The following is a 22,151-nucleotide window of genomic DNA, read 5'->3' as shown; positions in this document are numbered from 1 at the left end:
TTGCTTCATCGGGCTATCATCCAGGGCTACCAGGCCAACTATTTCACCAGATTCTGGAAGTTAAATTCAGAGTTTCCTTAAAGAAAAATTATTAACCGTGAGCAATGCCGCACCGGGGTTTTCAACGGAAAGTGCGAGATATACCACAGGAAGCCCCATGTAATGCCCCGCTACAACCTCACGATCAGGCAACCTTACCATATCAGACATCTGATATTGCGCTGGCTGAAGCTCGAATCTCACGAACATGCGTGACGCATTATTGAGCGTTTTCGTTGCCTTGTTGTAGCCGGTAAGCACCGCGCTAATCTCGTAGGAATCACTTACCCGAGACGCGGGAATTGCCAGTACAAAATCGCCTGTATCGCTTGTCATGCCTCGCGCATGGCCGCCTGCATCGATCTTGACATTCGACAGGTAATGTCCATCATTATCAACAACACTCCCAAATATTATCACTTCGGATGTTTGATAAATCCCATACAGATATGCAGCATTACCCAAAAGACCAAATATAATTACAACAGCAAATCCGTAATGAGTAATAAGCCTACTAAGGGCATTATTCTTACCCGCAACAATGAGCTTGAGAAGACCCACTCCTGCAATGATAACGAGCGACGCCAAGGCAAGAGGTGTTGTTGCATAAGCAAGTGACGAGTCCACGAATCTTCCCCTTACTTGATAGCAAAATCAAAACAGTCAGGCCATCCAACGATAAGCTAATGGATCAGCTTTAGCCCGCCCCAGCGAACGAAGCAAGCGACTTGAGCGTGTAGCCAGGTGCTTACTCATAAATTTTCCCGCAGTAAAGGAAAGCAGCAAACTGCTTCCACGGATTTGACTGAGAGAGGCCTTGAGTCATACCGAAATCACTAGCTTCAGCCCATGCGATTGCACTTTCAAGAAAAGACTCGATGGTAGTGTTTTGCCAGTCATTAGCGTCAGAGCCATAGGGTGAACTCGGATTTTCCTTTTCCTGTACAACAGATGCAGCACGATCTGTTGCTAATGCGCGCGTAAAGACCAAAAAGCTTTCAATGTCTTTGACATCCTCAAGTAGCTTGCTTACGTCCATTTTTTAGCACCTACAGATGGAGGTGTACTTACCCGATAGTAAAGCCTTCCATATAACTCTGCACTCTCCAGCTCAAGGTCTTTTCAAAACATCCTGAAAAATCAAATCCTTGCACATACACCGACACAGCACGACGTACTCGTTTGACTTGCGCTTTTGCCCCACCCATTACGACTGGATAGAAGCATAGTCCACGAATTGTATCCTTCCTTTCCTTATGGGCAGATCACGCTCGCCCCTGCGGCGTCTTGCCGCGATAGCGCTAATAAGCCTCAGCGCCCCGCAAAATGCCGCTTTCAGCGCTTAAATACCTTGTAAATGAGAGCTTTTTGACATCGTCAGCGAGCGGCACTATCGTGCTCAGTCCTGCCTATTCCAGGCTCGACCCCGCTCTGCCAAGGAACCGGAATATGTTGCTCCGCCGCATGCTGATCATGCTGGGTGCCGTCTTGCTCGTGGTGCTCGCCCTCGCTGCCTATAAAGGCTTCTCGATCTATAAACAGGTGCAGATGTTCTCGGCGCCACAGCCGGCCATCGATATTTCCGCCGCAGCCGCTATCGAGCAACCCTGGCAAGGCCGCTTGCCAGCCATCGGTACGCTCAAGGCCTATCAGGGCGTGGATTTGTCCGCCGAGGTCGAGGGGATCGTGCGTGAGGTGCTGTTCGAGTCAGGGCAGAAGGTTCAGCGCGGTCAGGCGCTGATTCAGCTCGACAGCGAGGTGGAGCGCGCCAGCCTGGCCACCGCCGAGGCCGAGCGCAGCCTGGCACAGATCGAGTACGAACGCGGGCGCAGCCTGGTCAGCCGCTCGAACATCTCCAAGAGCGAATTCGACCGCCTGGCCTCGACCCTGCAGAAGGCCACCGCCAGCGTTGCCCAGCTCAAGGCGCAACTGGACAAGAAGCGCATCGACGCGCCCTTCTCCGGCACCATCGGCATTCGCCAGGTCGACCCCGGCACCTACCTATCGCCGGGCGCTGCCATCGCCACCCTGCAGGATCTGTCGCGTCTGAACGTCGACTTCTTCCTGCCCGAGCAGCAGGCGCCAAAACTGGCCGTCGGCCAGCACGTGCAGGTCAGCGTCGCCGCTTACCCTGGCGAGACCTTCGCTGGCAGCATCAGCGCCATCAACCCCAAGGTGGAGAAAGACACCCGCAACCTGCAGGTACGTGCCACCCTGGCCAACCCGGATGAGAAGCTGCTGCCCGGCATGTTCGCCAACCTGCAGGTGGAGTTGCCGGCCGACCAGGCGCGGATCACCGTGCCGGAGACGGCCATCACCTACACCCTGTATGGCAACTCTGTGTACCTCATCAGCGAGAAGCAGGACGACAAGGGCGAGGCGGTGAAGACCGACGACGGCAAGCCCTATCTGGTGGTACAGCGCCATTTCGTCACCACGGGCGAGCGGCGTGACGGTCGCGTGGTGATCCTCGAAGGCTTGAAGGCCGGCCAGCAGGTGGTCATTTCCGGCCAGTTGAAGCTGGACAACGGCTCCCATGTGGCCATCGTGGATGACCCCGTGCAGCCCAGCATCGAGCCGAGCGCCAACTGACGAGCCCGGTGGCCGCCACTATGGAGGCGGCCACCGTCAGCAACAGCCAAGGAACCCATCATGGCTTTCACCGATCCTTTCATCCGTCGCCCCGTGCTGGCCACCGTGGTCAGCCTGCTGATCGTCCTGCTCGGCATCCAGGCGTTCGGCAAACTGGTCATCCGCCAGTACCCGCAGATGGAAAACGCCCTGATCACGGTCACCACCGCCTATCCCGGCGCCAATGCCGAGACTATCCAGGGCTACATCACCCAGCCACTGCAGCAGAGCCTGGCCAGTGCCGAAGGCATCGACTACATGACCTCGTCGAGCCAGCAGAACCTGTCCACCATCTCCATCTATGCGCGCATCGGCGCCAACAGCGACCGCCTGTTCACCGAGCTGCTGGCCAAGGCCAACGAGGTGAAGAACCAGCTACCACAGGACGCCGAAGACCCGGTGCTGAGCAAGGAAGCCGCCGATGCCTCGGCGCTGATGTATGTCAGCTTCTACAGCAAGGAGCTGTCCAACCCGCAGATCACCGATTACCTCTCAAGGGTGATCCAGCCCAAGCTGGCCACCCTGCCCGGCATGGCCGAGGCGCAGATTCTCGGTAACCAGGTATTCGCCATGCGCCTGTGGCTGGATCCGGTGAAGATGGCCGCTTACGGCGTGACAGCCAGCGACCTCAACGACGCCGTGCGCAAGTACAACTTCCTCTCTGCCGCCGGCGAGGTGAAGGGCGAGTACGTGGTCACCAGCATCAACGCCAGCACCGACCTGAAATCACCCGAGGCCTTCGGCTCCATTCCGGTGAAGACCGAGGGCGATAGCCGCGTGCTGGTGCGTGATATCGCGCGGGTGGAAATGGGCGCCGCCAGCTACGACGCGATCAGCTCCTTCGACGGCATACCATCGGTGTACATCGCCATCAAGGGCACGCCCAGCGCCAACCCGCTGGACGTGATCAAGCACGTGCGCGCGGCCATGCCCGACCTGGAGGCGCAACTGCCGCCGAACCTCAAGGTGGCCATCGCCTACGACGCCACCGAGTTCATCCAGGCGTCCATCGACGAGGTGGTGAAGACGTTGGGCGAAGCGGTGCTGATCGTCATAGTCGTGGTGTTCCTGTTCCTCGGCGCCTTCCGCTCGGTGCTGATCCCGGTGGTCACCATTCCGCTGTCGATGATCGGTGTGCTGTTCTTCATGCAGTTGATGGGCTACTCGATCAACCTGCTCACCCTGCTGGCCATGGTGCTGGCCATCGGTCTGGTGGTGGACGACGCCATCGTCGTCGTAGAGAACATCCACCGCCATATCGAAGAGGGCAAGACGCCGTTCGACGCGGCCATCGAAGGGGCGCGCGAGATCGCCATGCCGGTGATCTCCATGACCATCACCCTGGCCGCGGTGTACGCCCCCATCGGCTTCCTCGAAGGCCTGACCGGTGCGTTGTTCAAGGAGTTCGCCCTGACCCTGGCCGGTGCGGTGATCATCTCCGGCATCGTCGCCCTGACCCTGTCGCCGATGATGTGCGCCAAGCTGCTGCGCCACGAGGAGAATCCCTCGGGCTTGGCGCATCGCCTGGATCAGCTATTCGACAAGCTCAAGCAGCGTTATCAGAAGATGCTCCACGGCACCCTGAACACTCGCCCGGTGGTGGTGGTGTTCGGCCTGATCGTGATGGCGTTGATCCCGGTGCTGCTCAGTTTCTCGCAGAACGAACTGGCGCCCGAGGAAGACCAGGGCATCGTGTTCATGATGACCCAGTCGCCACAGCCCACCAACCTGGACTACATGAACGCCTACACCGACCAGTTCGTGGAGATCTTCAAGACCTTCCCCGAGTACTACTCGTCGTTCCAGATCAATGGCTTCAACGGCGTGCAGTCGGGTATCGGCGGCTTCCTGCTCAAGCCCTGGGATCAGCGTTCGCGCACGCAGATGGAGATCCTTCCGGAAGTGCAGGCCAAGCTCGACAAGATTCCCGGGCTGCAGATCTTCGGCTTCAACCTGCCGTCGTTGCCGGGCACGGGCGAGGGCCTGCCGTTCCAGTTCGTGGTCAACACGCCGAACGATTACGAGTCGCTGCTGCAGGTGGCCGAACGGATCAAGGCGCGCGCGCAGGAGTCCGGCAAGTTCGCTTTCCTCAATATCGACCTGGCCTTCGACAAGCCGGAAATCGTCGTCGATATCGACCGCGAGAAGGCCGCCCAGATGGGCGTGTCCATGCAGGATCTGGGCACCACCCTGGCCAGCCTGCTGGGTGAAGGCGAGATCAACCGCTTCACCATCGACGGGCGCAGTTACAAGGTGATCGCCCAGGTGGAGCGCGCCTACCGTGACAATCCGGGCTGGCTGGACAGCTACTACGTGCGCAGCGAGAGCGGCCAGATGGTGCCACTGGGCACGTTGATCAGCATCAGCGACCGCGCACGGCCGACCAAGCTCAACCAGTTCCAGCAGCTCAACTCGGCGATCATCCAGGGCTTCCCTATCGTCAGCATGGGCGATGCCATCGACACCGTGACCCAGATCGCCCGCGAGGAAGCGCCGCGCGGCTATAGCTACGACTACGCCGGCGCTTCGCGCCAATACGTGCAGGAAGGCAGCGCGCTGTTCCTCACCTTCGGTCTGGCGCTGGCGATCATCTTCCTGGTGCTGGCGGCGCAGTTCGAGAGCTTCCGCGACCCGCTGGTGATCCTGGTTACCGTGCCGCTGTCGATCTGTGGTGCACTGGTGCCGATCTTCCTCGGCCTCTCCACCATGAACATCTACACCCAGGTGGGCCTGGTGACGCTGATCGGCCTGATCAGCAAGCACGGCATCCTCATCGTCGAGTTCGCCAACCAGTTGCGTCGCGAGAAAGGGCTGAAGGTGCGCGAGGCCATCGAGGAAGCCGCCGCCATCCGCCTGCGCCCGGTGCTGATGACCACTGCTGCGATGGTCTTCGGCATGGTGCCGCTGATCCTCGCCACGGGTGCCGGTGCGGTGAGCCGCTTCGACATCGGCCTGGTGATCGCCACCGGCATGAGCGTCGGCACGCTGTTCACCCTGTTCGTGCTGCCCTGCGTCTACAGCCTGCTGGCCAAGCCGGACGCCGAGCCGCAACAGCAAGCGCAGGCCTCGCCCGCGCACTGATCGGGGCCTTGACCCGTAGGGTGCGCCGTGCGCACCGCCTCTCGGCTTATGGGGAGCGGTGCGCACGGCGCAGCCTACGATGACCAAACGACAGAAGGTCGCAATTAACTCTTGCTATTTACGTAATAGGAATTATTCTCAGTTACGTAATGACGGCCAAGGAGAATTGCCATGACCTACCTGATCGATGCCTGGCTGGATCGGCCACATCCCTATCTGCGCATCCTCAACCGCCAGACCGGCGAAGTCTGCGCCGTGCTGGAGGAAGACGCGCTGGACGAGCTGCGTGACCAGGGCGACCTGGATCTGCACGAACTCAACTCCAGCGAGCCCGGTGTACTCAAGGAGCTGGTGCGCAGCCTGTTCCTGTTCTGCTATGCACGGGCCTTGCGCCCGTCCTGAAACGAAACGGCCCCCTGCCATGCAGAGGGCCGCTCGTTCGTAGGGTGGACGACGCTTCACCCGTCCACCGCCGCCAGGGTGGAGAAGAACAGCGCTTGTAATTGTTCGGTGCGCACAGCGCACCCTACTGCGCAAACGCAAACGGGGCGCCCTGTTAGCAAGGCGCCCCGTTTCGTTGGATCAGGCTGCCATTGTAAGGTGCGCTGTGCGCACCGAAACGACGGCCTGCCTCTCAAGGCTTACAGAATGTCGAGCAGCTCGACATCGAACACCAGCACGCTGTGCGGCGGGATGCTGCCGACGCCCTGGGCGCCATAGGCCAGCTCGCTCGGTACGTGCAGGCGCCATTTGCTGCCGGTACCCATCAGTTGCAGCGCCTCGACCCAGCCCGGAATCACGCCACCGACCGGAAATTCCGCCGGCTGGCCACGCTCGTAGGAGCTGTCGAACACGGTGCCGTCGATCAGGGTGCCGTGGTAGTGAGTACGCACCTGGTCGTCCGCCGAGGGTTTGCTGCCCTCGCCTGCTACCAGCACTTCGTACTGCAGGCCGGACGGCAACACGGTCACACCTTCGCGCTTGGCATTCTCGGCCAGGTAGGCGCGGCCTTCGCCCGCAGCGGCTTCTGCCTTGGCAGCGGCCTCGGCCTGCATGATTTCGCGGATGACCTTGAAGCTGGCGCCCAGTTCAGCCTCGGAAACGCGGCTGGCCTGGCCGGTGAAGGCATCGGTCAGACCGGCGAGGATGGCCTGCAGGTCGACGCCCGGCGGTGGGTTGTCGCGCAGTTGACCGCCAAGCTGGCGGCCGATGCCGTAGCTGACGCGGCCCTCATCGGAGGACAGATCGGGGCTGAAGGTGAGTTCGGACATGAAAAGGCTCCGCTAGGGGCTGCAAAAAGGCCGGCCAGACTAGCACAGAAGCCAGGCGCAGGGTCATGCCTGCGTGCCTTGCCCGTCGCGGCTAAAGCCCCTCCCACAGCAGATTCCGTGGGAAGCGCTTCAGCGACGACAGCCCGCTTCTATAGCGACTTGCGCCCGCGCCGGCAGCGCTCGGAGCAGTAGCGCACCTCATCCCAGCAGCGCGCCCACTTCTTGCGCCAGGTGAACGGCAGGCCGCAGACCAGGCAGGTCTTCACCGGCAACTGGCTCTTCTTCATAGACTCTCTCCGCCATCGAGCCGGGCCAGCAGATGCTCGCCCCAATCCCACAGCGCCTGCTGCTTGGCCTCGCTCATGCGTGCCAGGTTGCGGTAGACCATACCGATGCGCGGGTTGCGCTCCAGCCGCTCGCGATGGCGCATGAGGAAGTGCCAGTACAGCGCATTGAACGGGCAGGCGGAGTCGCCGGTGCTCTCGTTCACCTTGTAGCTGCAGCCCTGGCAATGGTTGGACATGCGCTTGATGTACTGCCCGCTGGCGCAGTAGGGCTTGGAGCCGAGGTAGCCGCCATCGGCGTGCATCACCATGCCCAGGGTGTTGGGCAGTTCGACCCAGTCGAAGGCGTCCATGTACACGGCCAGGTACCAGTCGCAGATGGCCTTGGGCGCGATGCCGGCGAGCAGGGCGAAGTTGCCGGTGACCATCAGCCGCTGGATATGGTGCGCGTAGGCATGCTCCAGGGTCTGGCCGATGGCCTGGCGCATGCAGTTCATGCGCGTCTCGCCCGTCCAGTAGAACGCCGGCAGTGCCCGCGAATTGCCGAAGGTGTTGCCCTCGGCGTACTCCGGCATGCGCAGCCAGTAGATGCCACGCACGTACTCGCGCCAGCCAATCAACTGGCGGATAAAGCCTTCGGCGGCGTTCAGCGGCACCTCGCCGGCACGATAGGCCGCCTCCACTTCGCTGCACAGCCGGCGCATGTCGAGCAGGCCGATATTCAGCGCGGCGCTGACGCGTGAGTGAAAGAGAAAGGGCTCGTCATCGGCCATGGCGTCCTGATAGTCGCCGAAGTCAGCCAGGCCATGAGCGAGAAAATGCTGCCACAGGCGCTCGGCCTGCGCGGCGGTCACCGGATAATCGAAGCCTTCCAGGCGGCCGTAGTGACCGGCAAAGCGCTGCGCCACCAGCTCCAGTACCTCACGGCTGATGGCATCCGGCTCGATCTGCAACGGTGGCGGCGGGCGCACGCCTTTAGGTAATGCCTTGCGGTTGTCGGCATCGAAGTTCCAGGCGCCGCCTTCGGGGCTGCCGTCCGGGTTGAGCAGCAGACCACTGGCGCGACGCATTTCGCGGTAGAAGAACTCCATGCGCAACTGCTTGCGCCCCTGCGCCCAGGCAGCGAAGGCTTCCCGCGAACAGAGAAAGCGCGTGTCCGGGTGCCAGTGAATCGGCACGCCACAATGACGCAGCGCCTGTTCCAGGCGCCAGTCGCCGCACTCGGTCAGATGCACCTCGGCCGGGTTCAACTGCTGCGTCCAACGCTGCAACTCACCGGGCAGCGAGCCGCTGTTGGCAAGATCGTCCAGGGTCACGTAGTGCACCTGCAGACCCTGCCCACGCAGGGCCTCGGCGAAGTGGCGCATGGCGCTGAAGATGAAGGCGATCTTCTTGGGGTGATGGGGCACATGGCTGGCCTCCTCCATCACCTCGGCCAGCAGGATGCGATCATGCTGTGGGTCAAGGTCTTGCAGCGCACCGAGCCCAGGGGTGAGCTGGTCACCCAGCACCAGAATCAGGCGGCGCACGCTCACCTTGGCCGTCACCAACCGGAACGAAAGGCGATGGGTACGCGCAGGCTGTTGTCAGCCGATGGCATGCCGCACATCTCGTCATGCACCGAACTGTGCACCAGGAAGAACGGCATTACGGGCATCTCCTGCAACAGGTCGCGGGCATGCTCGACCGAGCGCAGGTTGAGCATGCTGCCCTGCTCATCGCGAATCGGATGAGCATGACCATCCATGCGTGCCTCGAGCAGGTAGATGCCGCCCTCCAGGGAGATCAGGTTGAGTTCGTCGATGCGACCGGCCTGGGCGTGGGTGGAAAGATCATTGAGCTTCATGGCATATCCTCGTTTTCGCGAAAACTATACAAAAACCTATACAAATACAATTCTTGTACAGCAATGCAAAAGCACAAGGCACAAACGAAACCGCCCATCCGTTTTGCAACGGACGGGCGGTGGTGAAGCGCGGCGAGCGGATCAGTGGTCGTGCTTGGTCAGCTTGTCCAGATAGCCCATGGCGAAGGCGGACACCACGAAGGTCATGTGCATGATCACGTACCACATGAGCTTTTCGTTACTGATCTGCTGGGCATCCATGAACATGCGCAACAGGTGGATCGAGGAGATCGCCACGATGGACGCCGCCACTTTCATCTTCAGCGAGCCGGAGTCCATCTTGCCGAGCCAGCCGAGCTTCTCCTTGTCGTCGCTGATGTCCAGTTGCGATACGAAGTTCTCGTAACCGGAGAACATCACCATGACCAGCAGGCCACCGACCAGCGCCATGTCGATCAACGACAGCAGCACCAGAATCAGCTCGGCTTCGGTCTTCTCGAAGACATGCGGCAGAATGTGGAAGATCTCCTGGAAGAACTTCAGCGACAGCGCCAGCAACGCCAGGGACAATCCAAAGTAGATGGGCGCCAATAACCAGCGCGAGGCATACATCGCGTTCTCGAAAAAGCGTTCCATGGGAGCGGCTCACTGCAAGGAAGGAGTAAAAACGGCGGCGAGTATAACCAGCGGCGCGGGGCATACAAAGCCTGGCACGGCATTGTGGATAACCCTGTGGCCAGAATGCCGCCCGTACTGGCCGACAAGGCCTGCGCAGGGGCGCCTCAGCTCTGCCCGTCGGTATCCGGGCGGAAGCGATACTGCCCAGGGTAGCGACGCTGTGCGTCATTGAGGCGACGTAGTTCGGCCTGGATGTGCAGGCTCCAGATCGGCAGTTCGTCGCACTGTTCATAGCCTTGCACGGCCAGGCTCTCGACGATGGCCGCGAGTACCTCTTCGGCGGCCTGAGGCCCGTAGAATGGGCCTTGCGCCTTGATCGCCGAGGGTTGCGCAGCCGACATACCCGCCGCACAGATCAGCGTCCAGCGGCCACTTTCCCCGGCCAATGGGCGAATCGAGCACTCGATGCGGGTCACGAGTCCCAGGCATTGACGGGTAAGGCAGAGGCTGCGCGGCATGGCGGCTGTCCCTCGCAATGATCAAGCACCAGCCTACACCCCGAATGGCTGAACAGGGAAGCCAAAGTTATCCACGCAAGCTGTGGATAACTCTGTTGATGACAGGTGTGCAACGGGCGCCGTGCGGCTACCCCTGCGGGTCAGGGACAGCCGTGCAAGAACTGATCAGTTCGTCGTCTCGTCATCGGCTTTCTTGCGACGCGGGGCGCGGGCCGGCTTGCTCGCTTCGGCAGCCTTGTCCTTGGCTTCGGCTGGCTTGCCCTCCTCTTCCAGGCCGATTTCGGCGATCTCGCGCAAGCGTTCGACCACGCGGGCATTGATGCTGCCCTTGGGGAAACGTCCCTTCTCGTCCGGGTGCCCGGCCGGCTCGCCCACCAGCAGGCTCAGCGCCTCGTCGACATGACGCACGGCATAGACGTTGAACTGCCCGTCCCTGACCGCCTGCAGCACACGCTCGTCGAGCATCAGGTTGGCGACGTTGGAGTGCGGGATGATCGCCCCTTGCTCGCCGGTCAGGCCACGTGCCTCGCACAGGCGGAAGAAGCCTTCGATCTTCTCGTTGACCCCACCGACCGCCTGCACCTCACCGAACTGGTTGATCGAGCCGGTGATGGCGAAGCACTGCTTGAGCGGCGTGCGCGACAACGCCGAGATCAGCGTGCATACCTCGCCGAGCGAGGCGCTGTCACCGTCGACGTAACCGTAGGATTGCTCCAGGGCGATGCTGGCGGAAATCTCCAGGGGGAATTCCTGAGCGTAACGACTGCCGAGAAAGCCGGTGAGGATCATCACCCCCTTGGAGTGGATCGGCTGGCCGAGGCTGACCTCGCGCTCGATGTCGACGATGCCGCTGCCGCCCGGATAGACGGTGGCGGAAATCCGCGCCGGCACACCGAAGGCGGAGTCGCCCACTTCCAGCACGGTGAGGCCGTTGCACTTGCCGACGGCGGCGCCGCTGGTGTCGATGAGGATGATGCCGGCCAGCATGTCATCGATGATCCGCGCCGACACCCGGCCGGTACGGGTGGCCTTGGCCTTGAGCGCACGTTCGATATGGCCGGCGTCGGTGATCTTCTCGCCGGCGAGCTGGCGAATGAAATCGGCCTCGCTGACCAGTTGGAACAGGTCGCCGATGCGTGCCGACAAGCGCCCCTGGTGCTCGGCCAGGCGTGCACTGTAGGTGGCCAGGCGCGCTACGGCTGCGCCGGTCAGCGGGGCCAGGCCCTCCTCCGAGGTGCGCGTCTTCATCAACTGGGCGAACTGCTCCAGGCTTTCCTCGGCCAGGGGGATGTCTTCGTCGAAGTCCACCAGTACGCGGAACATCTCCTGGAAGTCCGGATCGGCGTCCTGCAGCGCGTAATAGAGCTGACGCGAGCCGATGATAATGACCTTGAGCTGCAGCGGGATAACCTGCGGGTTGAGGGTGACGGTGGCGATGCGGCCGAGATCGCCAAGGGGCGATTCCATCTTCAACTGGCGCGAATGCAGGGCGCGCTTGAGCGCCTCCCAGACGAACGGCTCGCCGAGCAGCTTTTCCGCCTCCACCACCAGGTAGCCGCCGTTGGCCCGGTGCAGCGCGCCGGGGCGCAACTGCCGGTAGCTGGTGTACAGCGCGCCCTGGTCGGAGTTGTATTCGATACGGCCGAACAGGTTGTCGTAGGTCGGGTGCGGCTCGAACACCACCGGCGCGCCGCCGTTGGCGTGGTGGCCGACCACCAGGCTCGGGCAGTAGATCTCCTCCAGCAGCTTGCGCAGTTGCGGGTCGGCCTTGTCCACATCCACCAGTTGCTCGACCACGGTTTTCAGCAGGTTGACCTGCATGGCCTGCAGGTAGGCGCAGACGCCGGCGTTCTCCGCGTACTTCTCCGACAGCGGCGCCAGCAGCGGCTGCAGGGCGACGGTGATGGTTTCCTCGTTGAGCTGACGCAACTGGTTGCTCGACTCGCGCTTCCACTGCGGCAGGCTGGCCAGCTCCTCGTTGAGGCGCTCCTCCAGGGCGGCGATATCGGCATGGAAGCGCTCGCGCTCGGCCTCCGGCAACTGGGCGAATTCGGCTTCGTCCAGCGCCTTGCCGTCGGCCATGGGGGTGAAGGCGATGTTGCTGCTGTCGCGGTACAGGGCGATGCCCTTCTCCAGCGACAGACGCTCGATCACGTCCAGTGCCTGGTCGTAGCGCTTGTTGAAGGCGCGGTCGATGGCGCTCTTCTTCTGCTGGTAGGTGGGCGTCTCGAACACCGCCGGGAAGGTGGCCAGCAGGTTGTCGATCAACTGGTTGATATCGGCGATGAACTCACCTGCCGTGCCGGCGGGCAGCTCCAGCGCACGGGGCTCGCGCGGCTCGTCGAAGTGGTTGACGTAGACGCGGTCGGCCGGCGTCTCCATGCGCTTGGCTTCGGCCTTGAGGTAACGCTGGACGAAGGAGAAACGGCCGGTGCCGGGCTCGCCCATGACGAACACGTTGTAGCCGGGGCGCGGCATGGCCACGCCGAATTGCAGCGCCTCCACGGCGCGGGACTGGCCCAGCACGCCACGGAAGGGTTCGAGTTCATCGGTGCTGGTGAAGTTGAACTGCTCGGGGGCGAAGGGGCGGGTCAGTGATTCGGGGGCAAGGCGCAGTGCATCGAGGCTACGCTTGGACATTGGCGATCCTTACTAGCGGGCGGAGTGTTCCGCAAAACATGGGCTGATTCTGGGCCTGGGTCGCCGACAGGATCAAGGCTTGATTCACGGCAATGCACAAAATCGGGGCTGGGATAAGCTGCCAGCTGATCCACCATCGAGCCTGCACCCATCACAGGCAGCCCCAGCGCCAGGAGACCTGCCCATGAGTGCCTTCCAGGAAATCGCCGCTCTGCTCAGCCTGTCCGCCGTGCTGGGCATGCTCGCCGTGAGGTTGCGCCAACCGCTGATCATCGCCTACATCCTGGTGGGCATTCTCGCCGGGCCGGCGGTGATGAATCTGTCGGGTGATCACAGCTCCATCAGCCTGCTGGCGGAAATCGGCATCACCGTGCTCTTGTTCGTCGTCGGCCTCAAGCTGGACATGCAGTTGGTGCGCACCCTGGGCAGCGTCGCCCTGGCCACCGGCCTGGGGCAACTGAGCTTCACCATAGTGGCCGGCCTGCTGCTGTGCCGCCTGCTCGGCCTGGACTGGATGAGCGCCGGCTACGTGGCCGTGGCGCTGACCTTTTCCAGCACCATCATCGTCGTCAAGCTGCTCTCGGACAAAGGCGAGATCGATTCCCTGCACGGGCGCATCGCCATGGGCTTTCTCATCGTGCAGGACATCGCCGTGATCCTGGCCATGCTGGTGATCAGCCTGTACCAGCCGGCCAATGGCAAGCCAGGGCTGTCGCCACTGACGCTGATCGCCGCCCTGCTGGCCAGCTTGGCGCTGCTCTATCTGCTGGTGCGCTTCGTCCTGCCGCGCCTGCTGGCCTCGATGGCGCGCTCGCCAGAGTTGCTGATGCTGGTGGCGGTGGCCTGGGGCACGCTGCTGGCCGGTGGTGCCGAGGCGCTGGGGCTGTCCAAGGAGCTGGGGGCCTTCATCGCCGGTTTCTGCCTGGCCTCCACGCCCCTGCGCGAGGCCATCGCCAGCCGCCTGAGCAGCCTGCGCGACTTCCTTCTGCTGTTCTTCTTCCTGCACCTGGGCATTCAACTGGACTTTTCCTACCTGCACCAACAGATCGGCAGCGCCGTGCTGCTGTCGCTGTTCGTGCTGATCGGCAACCCGCTGATCGTCATGGCCATCATGGGCGCCATGGGTTATCGCAAACGCACCGGCTTCATGGCCGGGCTGACGGTGGCGCAGATCAGCGAGTTCTCCATCATCTTCGTCGCCATGGGCATCAGCCTCGGCCATGTCGGTGGCGCGGCACTGGGCCTGACCACCCTGGTAGGCATCATCACCATCACCCTGTCCACCTACCTGATTCTCTACTCGCAGCCGCTGTTCGAGCGGCTTTCGCCCTGGCTCGGCATCTTCGAGCGGCGCGTCGCCCACCGCGAGAATGCCGAGGACAACGCCCCCAGCCAGACGCAAGCGGAAGTCATCGTCTATGGCCTGGGGCGCTACGGCCGGCAACTGGCGCTGCGCCTACAAGAGGGTGGCCTGCGCGTACTGGGCGTGGACTTCGACCCGCAGGCCCTGGCCAGCGCCCGCCAGGCCGGGCTGGGCGTATGCTATGGCGATGCCGAGGATGCCGACTTCATCGCCCACCTGCCGCTGCAACAGGCCCGAGCGCTGGTCAGCACCATCCCCCAGCGCGAGGTCAACGCGCTGCTGCTGCGCGCCGCGCGCCACGCCGGCTTTCGTGGCAGCGTAACCCTCAGCGCCTTTCGCGAAGGGGATCTGGAAGCCTTCAACCGCGCCGGGGCGGCCAGCGTCCTGCAGCCCTACATCGACGCCGCCGACTCGGCTGCCCGGCGCCTGCTGCAGGAGGTCACGCAGCCGCTCAGTTGAACTGCGCGCAGCTCAGGCAATATTGAGCGACCGGCATGGCCGCCAGACGCGCCGCCTCGATCGGCTCGCCGCAGCACAGGCACTGCCCGTAGCGCCCATCGGCCAGACGTTGCTGCGCCTGCTGTACGAGTAACAGACCATGTTCGGCCTCGGCCAGCAGGGCTTCCAGTACCTCGTCATTCTGCCGCTGCTGCGCCTGTTCGGCGAAATCCGCCGAGTGGCTGCGCGCCAGGTCGCGGCGAATCGCCTCGGCGCGGGTGGCATAGTCACGGAACAGCGCATCCAACACATCACGGTGAGCCATGAGCGATCTCCTTGGATAAACGGGCGCCCAGTGTGCTGCGCCTCGCAAGGTTCATGACTGACGCCGATCAGTAGTTGCAGAAAATCCCCCGCTGCACTGCCTTGACACCCGGCACGCCACTGGCCAAAGCTCGGCCATCGCCACAAGACAGAAGAACAGCGACCTTGAAACGGATAGTCACCGTCCTCGCCCTGAGCCTTAGCCTTCCCCTACACGCCGCCACGCTGGAACGACTCGCCGACGATCCCTACTGGATCGCCCTCGGCCACTATGAAACCGGCAAGCTCGGCGGTTGGCGCAGCTATGTCGACGACGATGATTTCTTTCTCGCCGAGAACGGCGCCCACGATCCCGCTGCCGAACTCGCGGCCACACTGAAGGCGCTGTACCAACCCGCCAACCTGGGTGACCGCCACCCGCAATGCATCTACCCGGCGCGTACCCGCTGGCTCAAGGCGCAACTGCAGCTCACCGACCTGCCGACGCCCGACTGCGCCGAGTACCGTCGCTGGATCAGCGACATCAATCCGCACAGCACGGTGCTGGTATTCCCGGCTGCCTACCTGAACAGCCCCTCGTCGATGTTCGGCCATACCCTGCTGCGCATCGACCAACCCGACATCGACAGCCACAACACCGCGCTGCTGAGCTACGCGCTGAACTTCGGCGCCTTTATCGAAGGCAACGACAACAGCATCCTCTATGCCTGGCGTGGGCTGATGGGCGGCTACCCCGGCCTGTTCGCCCTGGTGCCCTACCATGACAAGCTCAGCGAATACAGCCGCCTGGAAAACCGCGACCTGTGGGAGTACCGGCTGAACCTGACGCCGGAAGAAACCGCGCGCATGGTCGAGCACGTCTGGGAGCTCAAGCAGATCCGCTTCGACTACTTCTTCTTCGACGAGAACTGCTCCTACCGCCTGCTGGAGCTGCTGGAAATCGCCCGCCCCGGCATCGAGCTGACCGAGCACTTCCCGCTCACCGCCATCCCCACCGACACCGTGCGCGCGGTCAAGGACGCTGGGCTGATCGAGCGCATCGACTACCGCCCCTCGCGCGAGCGTGAACTGCTGGCCCGCGCCGAGCCGCTGGATGCCGACGAAAAGGCCTGGGTATTGCGCCTGAGCGAAGACCCGGCGCAACTGAACGATGCCGCGTTCACCGCCCTGCCCAGCGAGCGCCGCGCGCTGATCCAGGACGCCGCCTTCCGCCTGGTGCGCTACCACGCCAACGACAACGAACGCAGCGTCACCGCACAGCGCAGCTTCCAGTTGCTCGGCGCGATCAGCCGCAACCCGCCGCCAGCACTGGACATAGAGCGCCCGCCACTGCCCGAGGAAGGCCACCAGTCACGCACCTGGCAACTGGCTGGCGGCAGCCGCGACGACCGCGCCTTCGCCGAGTACGGCCTGCGCATGGCTTACCACGACCTCAACGACAACCTCGACGGCTTCCCCCTCGGTGCACAGATCGAGATTCTTCAGCTCAAGCTGCGCCAGTACGAAAACAATCACTGGCAAGTGCAACGCCTGGACTTGGCCAATATCCGCTCGCTGACGCCGCGCAACGCCCTGCTGCAGCCGCTGTCCTGGCAGGTCGGCGGCGGCCTGGAGCGGGTGCTCGGCGAAGACGGCGACACACCACTGGTCGCTCATATCAGCGGTGGCGCCGGGGCCAGTTGGCAACTCAGCGACCACCTGCTCGGTTTCACCCTCGGCACCGCACGGCTGGAGTACAACGAAGACTTCGCCGCTGTCGTTTCCCCCGCCCTGGGCTTCAACACCGGCCTGCTGTGGCGCAACCCGCTGGGCAACATGACCCTGGAGGCGGCTGGCGACTACTTCCACAACGGCGAAGTACGCCGGCGCCTGTCGCTCAACCAGCAATGGGAAGTGTCACGCAACCTCGGCCTGCGCCTGAGCGCCCAGCGCGAATTCAGCCAACTGGCCAGCCCGGTCAACGAAGTGAAGCTGGAGCTGCGCTGGTATCACTACTGACGCAGCGGCTCAATAGCCGCTGTAGATCAACCCCAGAGCAGCCTGGCGCACGGCCTGCAAATCCACGGGTTTGCTCAGGCAGAGCGAAGCGCCACGCGCCATCGCGTCCTCGAACAGGCGGGTATCGGCCACCGCGCTGATCACCATGACCGGCACCTCGCGCAGGCGTGGTTCGGCGCGCATCGCGTCGAGCACCTCCAGGCCGCTGCCATCGGGCAGGTCGATGTCCAGCAGCACCAGTGCCGGCACGCTGCCCTGCAGCTCGGCCAGGGCACTCTGCCGCGAGCTCACGCCACGCACTTCGGCGAACTCGCGCAATGCCTCCTGCAATATGCGCTGGCAAGCCGGGTGATCTTCGACGCAGAGCACCTGCACCAAGCTGGGCGCCAAACGTGCAGGCTCCTGCCCATCGCCCACCACGGGCTCATCGGGTCGCGCCGCGCTGGGGAGATCGAGCCAGAAGCGGCTGCCCATGCCCACCTCGCTCTGCACCCCGACTTCACCCTGCATCAGGCTGGCCAGCTCACGGCAGAGCACCAGGCCGATGCCGCTACCGGGGATGTTCGAGCTTTCCCGCCCAAGACGCTGGAAGGGCTGGAACAGTTGCTCCAGTTGCTCGTCGGACAAGCCCGGCCCGGTGTCCTCGACCCACAGGCGCACGCAAGCGGCACGCACTTCATAGCCCATACGGATCATGCCTTGCGGGCTGTTGTACTTGATGGCGTTGGACAGCAGGTTGAGCAGAATCTGTCGCACTCGGCGCGGATCGCCCTGCACGTAGAGCGAAGGCTCGTCCGGCGCCATGACCTGGAGGTGCAACTGCCTCTGCTGCACCTCCGGCTGTACCAGCTCGGCACAGCCATTGAGCAAGGTGGTGATCTCGATGGGCTGCAACTGCAACTGCTGACGCCGGCTCTCGATGCTGGAGAGATCGAGGATATCGTCCACCAGCGAGGTCAGGTGGCGGCTGGCATTGACGATCTCGTGGGCATAATCGGCCTCCTGCGTTGCATCGGGTTTGTCCTGTGTCTCGATCTCGATCAACTGGGCGAAGCCATGAATGGCGTTGAGTGGCGTGCGCAGCTCATGGCTCATGCTCGACAGGAATCGGCTCTTGGCCTGGCTGGCGGAATGGGCCTCGAGGCTGGCCCGGCGTAGTTCTTCCTGCACCTGCTTGAGGCGGGTGATATCCACATGGGTGCCGGCAATACGCTGCGGCCAGCCACTTTCGTTGCGCGCCAGCAATCGCCCACGGCTGAGCAGCCAGGCGTACTCGCCATGGCGGTCGAGGTAGCGGTATTCGGCATCGAAGTACTCCTCGCCCTGCTCGGCGAACAGCAGGCGCAAATGGCGCAGGCGCTCGAGATCGTCCGGGTGTACCCGGCGGTTGAACTCGCTCAGGGTCAGTTGACGAGCCCCGAGGCCGAAACGCTGGACGAAACGCTCGCTCAACTCGATGGTCTGGCTGCATACGTCGATCTGCCAGAGGCTCTCGGTGGTGCTGTCGATCACCAGTTGCAACAGCTCGTGGGTCTCCTGGCGCTTGCGCTCGCTGGCCTGCAATTGCAGACCAGCATGCTGCATCGCCGCTGCCAGACGGCTGACTTCGCGTATCGGGGTTTGCGGTACCGTCGGCAGGTAGTCACCCTGACCGAGGCTGCCGGCCATCTCGACGACACCATCGATCGGACGCGCCAGTTGAGCACTGAGCTGGCGCGAGCGCAGCCACATGCCCGCGAAGAACAACAGGTAGAAGAACAACAGCCCGGCAATCAGCAGATAACCGATCTGCAGATAATGCTCGGCCAGCAGATTGGTTTCCTCGAAGATCTGCGCTTCGTCGACCACCAGCATCAAACGCCAGCCGGTTTGCGGAATCTCGCTCCAGGCCACCAGTTGCTGACGCCCACCGAGCACGACCTCCTGCACATCGTTGGTGGCCACCTGCATGGCTGCAATCAAAGGCGCCATGCCGTTGTGCTTGCTCAGGTTGAAGTCCTCGGGTTTGAGCACTTCGCGGCGCACCGCCTCGTCGTAGGAATAGTGGGTCAGCTCGCGCAGGCCGAAGTCCTGCTCACCCGCCCTGGGCAACGCCATGATGCGATTGTCCGGGCTGACCAGCATGGCATAGCCATGCCAAGGCACGTTCAGCTCCTCGATCTCGCCCAGCATCTGGTCGATGGTGATGTCGAAGCCGACCACGCCTTCGAGAAAATCGTCGCGGTAGACCGGCGCAATGGCCGAGATCATCCAGCCCTGACCTGCCGGGTCGAGGTAGACCTCGGTCCAGACCACTTCACGCAGCGGATTGTGCTGAGCATCGGCCAGGTAGTAGAAGTTGTAATCCGGTATCACCATGTCGTGGGGATACTGGGCGGGTGTGTCGAACCAGGGATAGATGCGGTTGTAGCTGTCCCAGCTATTGAAGTAGAGCCCCGCCACCATGGGGTTGGCCTGGTGGATCGAACGCATCAGCGGATCGACCTGCGACAGGCGCAGCGCCTTGTCATGATCCTGCTGGGCCAAGGGCGTGCTGTTGGCATAGAAGGAAGCGGCGCGGCCATCGTCGCTACGGCTGTAGAACACACCACTGGACGTCACCGCATGACGCTGGCGTTCGGTGTCGTCGGGCTTGAACTCCTTATCGAGCAAGGCCCGCAGCACGGCGTCGCGAAATACCGGCACCTGCACCTCCACCGAACGCAGACGAGCATCGATGACCTGTGCCTCGCGCTGCGCTGCGGAGGTCAGGTCACGTACCGCCGCTTCTTGCAGATGGGCGATCTGCTCGTCACGAATGGCCTGGTTGCTCAGCAGATAGACCGCGATCAACACCGACTCCACCAGAATCAGCGGAATCAGCGCGCTCTGCACGAACGCCCGCCAGATCCATCGACGCAGAGGGTAACCGCTACTCGGCATGAGACAACTCCTCGATTGGCCCACCCGGGGCACAGAGGCCATCATAGCCGTCCTGAACCGAATACGCAGTCGACGCGATGGAACCTTTGCCGTACACTCTCGTCCCATCTGTAACCGCAAAGCTTTGGGGCCGATTAGGATTCGACGCCGGTAGCGAAGCTCGAGGTGCATGCCGACTTGGTAACAGAAGTCGTAAATCAACTGTTGCAACTTTCTATAGTTGCCAATGACGAAAACTACGAGGGCTACGCTCTCGCTGCGTAAGCGGCGCGACTAGTCCTTCTGGTAGCTTCGGCTCCAGCGATCACTAGGGGATGCCTGTAAACCCGAAGTGATTGTCATGCAGAACAGGATCGCCGCGTAGTACGTTGTGGACGAAGTGGCTAAAACTTACACAACTCGCCCAATGCACCCTGCCCGTCGGGCGGCTGAGGGTTAACTCAATAGACACGGCTAAGCATGTAGTACCAACAGTGGAGAACTGGCGGACGGGGGTTCAAATCCCCCCGGCTCCACCAAATAAGCCCCTGATTTTCCTAGAGAAAGTCAGGGGTTTTTCTTTGGGGTGTCGAAAAAGTGTCGACACCTATCATTAGGGCCGAAGGACAGCGATGCACTATGGACAACCTACAACCTAACCAAGAAGGTTTTGACAGCTTAGACAAGCTCTCTTTAGTCGTTAAAAGAAACCTCAAAAGCATTATAAAATCCGCGCCAGCCATAATAGGATTTTCGCTTTTCCTAATATACTTCTGCGAGAACCATTTCTTTCCCAGCTTTGATATATTCTCCTTAGGCTCCCTACTAATAGCAGCCTCAATACTAGGCCTACTTGTATTTGCAACACTCACATTTGGCATTTCAATGCCAGGCCTGATGTGGACAGATATATTCCTAAAAGACAAAGAAGTAAGCAACGAGTTCAAATACTACTTACCCAAAGACAACAAAAGAAAACTTAGCCAAGCACAACTACGGATAATTAGAGTCTATTTTTTTCTACCAGCCACCCTCTGCGCATACATTAATATCTATGCAATCACAAGCAACAGTGACTATGCGCTATATTCATTTGCCGCCCCTGTGGCAGTATGCTTAGCGCTCGCAACCTGCCTAAAACTTGAGTACCGCCTCTCAGCCCCAAGCCTACTGAAATTCGTACTCGCCAGCCTGATCTCATATTCACTCGCAAGCATAATAAGCCTGTTATTTGTAGTAATCTCTCTTAAAGGACACTTCCCCGACGCCCCAGAGCACCTGCAAATCATACTAGCTTTAATAGTAACACTCGCCATGAATGTTACATTTACCGTATGCGCCATCTCCTTTCAAAACTTAAAATATAGCCATACGATATTTTTTAGCATGCTGTTTGCTTTTTTCCTTTCATTCATCAGCAACATGTGGTTCACCCTACCTGGAGGCATTGCAAAAACATTAGGCATTGGAAACTACACCGCAACTGAGATTCACGTTAGCGGAGATCCATGCAAAATAAAAAGCATCCCCTGGGAAAACAATAACGACCAGTCTTGCACGCTGATAAATGCAAAAGTCGTATGGAGTCTTGGCGACACTCACCGAATCAAAGCGTATAACAAAGACATCAGCCTACCTACAAAGAATATAATTTCAGTAATCAAGGAAGGACAACAAAAGAATCCTGGCTAACTATATAACTAGGCCCATACCTCACCGCATCCTGCAGATGATCCGGAGCCAAGTGCGCATAGCGCATGGTCATGGCCAAGCTGGAGTGACCCAGGATTTTCTGCAGGGTGAGGATGTTCCCGCCGTTCTGGATAAAGTGGCTGGCGAAGGTGTGCCGCAGGGCGTGGGCGGCCTGCCCTTTCGGTAGGCGGATGGTTGTCCTGGCCAGGGCGCGGCGGAACGAGGTGATGGCCGAGTTCGGCTGGCAGTATTGCTTCCAGTGCCTGACGATCCTAGCTTCTAGCTCTGCAGTGATCGGCACCGAACGAACCTTGCCGCTCTTGGTTCCACTGAAGGTGATCACGCCATTACGCAGGCCGGTCGGTTTCAGCTTTTCAGCCTCTGACCATCGAGCACCGGTGGCCAGGCAGATCAGAGCGATTATCTCGACGTGTGGGTTGCCACAGCGGCGCCGGATTTCTTCCAGCAGCTCGACAATCTGTTCGGTGGTCAACCAGGGCAGCTCAC

General features: G+C 61.5%; 18 protein-coding genes and 1 other RNA gene. 7 read left to right on the top strand and 12 right to left on the bottom strand.

Annotation, left to right across the window (positions count from 1 at the left end; genetic code table 11):
- Positions 1-66 precede the first annotated feature (66 nt).
- On the bottom strand, positions 67-666 hold the full coding sequence (locus ACSVIK_RS11465) for a hypothetical protein (protein ID WP_442444445.1): 600 nt from the start codon (positions 664-666) through the stop codon (positions 67-69).
- Positions 667-787: 121 nt separating this feature from the next.
- Entirely contained in the window at positions 788-1,078 is a 291-nt protein-coding gene (locus tag ACSVIK_RS11460) for a DUF7660 family protein (RefSeq protein WP_442444444.1), read from the bottom strand.
- A gap of 410 nt (positions 1,079-1,488) precedes the next feature.
- Between ACSVIK_RS11460 and ACSVIK_RS11455 the strand changes: the two genes are divergently transcribed.
- The 3 genes from ACSVIK_RS11455 (at position 1,489) to ACSVIK_RS11445 (ending at position 6,153) form a co-directional block, all read left to right on the top strand.
- Positions 1,489-2,631 (top strand): efflux RND transporter periplasmic adaptor subunit, encoded by a 1,143-nt coding sequence (locus ACSVIK_RS11455; RefSeq protein WP_442444443.1) that lies wholly within the window; start codon positions 1,489-1,491, stop codon positions 2,629-2,631.
- A gap of 60 nt (positions 2,632-2,691) precedes the next feature.
- Positions 2,692-5,751, top strand: a complete 3,060-nt coding sequence (locus ACSVIK_RS11450; RefSeq protein ID WP_442444442.1) for a multidrug efflux RND transporter permease subunit — start codon at positions 2,692-2,694, stop codon at positions 5,749-5,751.
- A 171-nt stretch (positions 5,752-5,922) separates the two neighbouring features.
- Positions 5,923-6,153, top strand: a complete 231-nt coding sequence (locus tag ACSVIK_RS11445) for a PA4570 family protein (RefSeq protein WP_277374055.1) — start codon at positions 5,923-5,925, stop codon at positions 6,151-6,153.
- 239 nt (positions 6,154-6,392) lie between these two features.
- Here the strand turns inward: ACSVIK_RS11445 and ACSVIK_RS11440 are convergent, their stop codons facing one another.
- The 7 genes from ACSVIK_RS11440 to ACSVIK_RS11410 form a co-directional block, all read right to left on the bottom strand.
- On the bottom strand, positions 6,393-7,022 hold the full coding sequence (locus ACSVIK_RS11440; protein WP_442444441.1) for an FKBP-type peptidyl-prolyl cis-trans isomerase: 630 nt from the start codon (positions 7,020-7,022) through the stop codon (positions 6,393-6,395).
- Between the two features lie 149 nt (positions 7,023-7,171).
- A complete protein-coding gene (locus ACSVIK_RS11435; RefSeq protein ID WP_442444440.1) occupies positions 7,172-7,309 on the bottom strand; it encodes a DUF2256 domain-containing protein in 138 nt (45 codons plus the stop codon).
- Positions 7,306-8,841: a cryptochrome/photolyase family protein gene (locus tag ACSVIK_RS11430; protein ID WP_442444439.1), complete on the bottom strand. Its 1,536-nt coding sequence runs from the start codon at positions 8,839-8,841 to the stop codon at positions 7,306-7,308. Before ACSVIK_RS11430 ends, ACSVIK_RS11435 begins: the two co-directional genes overlap by 4 nt.
- Before the next feature lie 8 nt (positions 8,842-8,849).
- The gene (locus ACSVIK_RS11425; protein ID WP_442444438.1) at positions 8,850-9,152 is read right to left on the bottom strand and encodes a DUF6482 family protein; all 303 of its coding nucleotides are present in this window, start codon (positions 9,150-9,152) and stop codon (positions 8,850-8,852) included.
- Positions 9,153-9,293: 141 nt separating this feature from the next.
- Positions 9,294-9,788 carry a TIGR00645 family protein gene (locus ACSVIK_RS11420; RefSeq protein WP_442444437.1) on the bottom strand — a complete coding sequence of 165 codons (495 nt, stop codon included), beginning with the start codon at positions 9,786-9,788 and terminating at the stop codon, positions 9,294-9,296.
- Between the two features lie 146 nt (positions 9,789-9,934).
- Positions 9,935-10,288, bottom strand: a complete 354-nt coding sequence (locus ACSVIK_RS11415) for a PA4575 family protein (RefSeq protein ID WP_442444436.1) — start codon at positions 10,286-10,288, stop codon at positions 9,935-9,937.
- A gap of 165 nt (positions 10,289-10,453) precedes the next feature.
- Positions 10,454-12,928, bottom strand: coding sequence for a Lon protease family protein (locus tag ACSVIK_RS11410; protein WP_442444435.1), 2,475 nt, complete (start codon positions 12,926-12,928; stop codon positions 10,454-10,456).
- A 184-nt stretch (positions 12,929-13,112) separates the two neighbouring features.
- Between ACSVIK_RS11410 and ACSVIK_RS11405 the strand changes: the two genes are divergently transcribed.
- Complete coding sequence (locus ACSVIK_RS11405; RefSeq protein WP_442444434.1) at positions 13,113-14,750, top strand: cation:proton antiporter; 1,638 nt, start codon at positions 13,113-13,115, stop codon at positions 14,748-14,750.
- On the opposite strand, the gene ACSVIK_RS11400 is transcribed toward ACSVIK_RS11405, so the two are convergent.
- A complete protein-coding gene (locus ACSVIK_RS11400; protein ID WP_268181885.1) occupies positions 14,743-15,054 on the bottom strand; it encodes a TraR/DksA family transcriptional regulator in 312 nt (103 codons plus the stop codon). The genes ACSVIK_RS11405 and ACSVIK_RS11400 overlap by 8 nt on opposite strands.
- 164 nt (positions 15,055-15,218) lie before the next feature.
- On the opposite strand from ACSVIK_RS11400, the gene ACSVIK_RS11395 reads away from it, so the two are divergent.
- Positions 15,219-17,051, top strand: coding sequence for an Lnb N-terminal periplasmic domain-containing protein (locus ACSVIK_RS11395; RefSeq protein WP_442444433.1), 1,833 nt, complete (start codon positions 15,219-15,221; stop codon positions 17,049-17,051).
- A 9-nt stretch (positions 17,052-17,060) separates the two neighbouring features.
- On the opposite strand, the gene ACSVIK_RS11390 is transcribed toward ACSVIK_RS11395, so the two are convergent.
- Positions 17,061-19,973, bottom strand: coding sequence for a hybrid sensor histidine kinase/response regulator (locus ACSVIK_RS11390; RefSeq protein WP_442444432.1), 2,913 nt, complete (start codon positions 19,971-19,973; stop codon positions 17,061-17,063).
- 126 nt (positions 19,974-20,099) lie between these two features.
- Between ACSVIK_RS11390 and ssrA the strand changes: the two genes are divergently transcribed.
- Positions 20,100-20,491, top strand: a transfer-messenger RNA (tmRNA) gene (ssrA, locus tag ACSVIK_RS11385).
- 100 nt (positions 20,492-20,591) lie between these two features.
- Positions 20,592-21,644, top strand: coding sequence for a hypothetical protein (locus ACSVIK_RS11380; RefSeq protein ID WP_442444431.1), 1,053 nt, complete (start codon positions 20,592-20,594; stop codon positions 21,642-21,644).
- Here ACSVIK_RS11380 and ACSVIK_RS11375 read toward each other — a convergent pair.
- Entirely contained in the window at positions 21,613-22,137 is a 525-nt protein-coding gene (locus tag ACSVIK_RS11375; RefSeq protein WP_442444430.1) for a tyrosine-type recombinase/integrase, read from the bottom strand. The genes ACSVIK_RS11380 and ACSVIK_RS11375 overlap by 32 nt on opposite strands.
- Positions 22,138-22,151 lie beyond the last annotated feature (14 nt).

It is taken from the genome of Pseudomonas sp. NCHU5216, assembly GCF_052156495.1.
GTDB lineage: Bacteria > Pseudomonadota > Gammaproteobacteria > Pseudomonadales > Pseudomonadaceae > Aquipseudomonas.
This window is presented reverse-complemented; position numbering and strand designations above follow the sequence as displayed.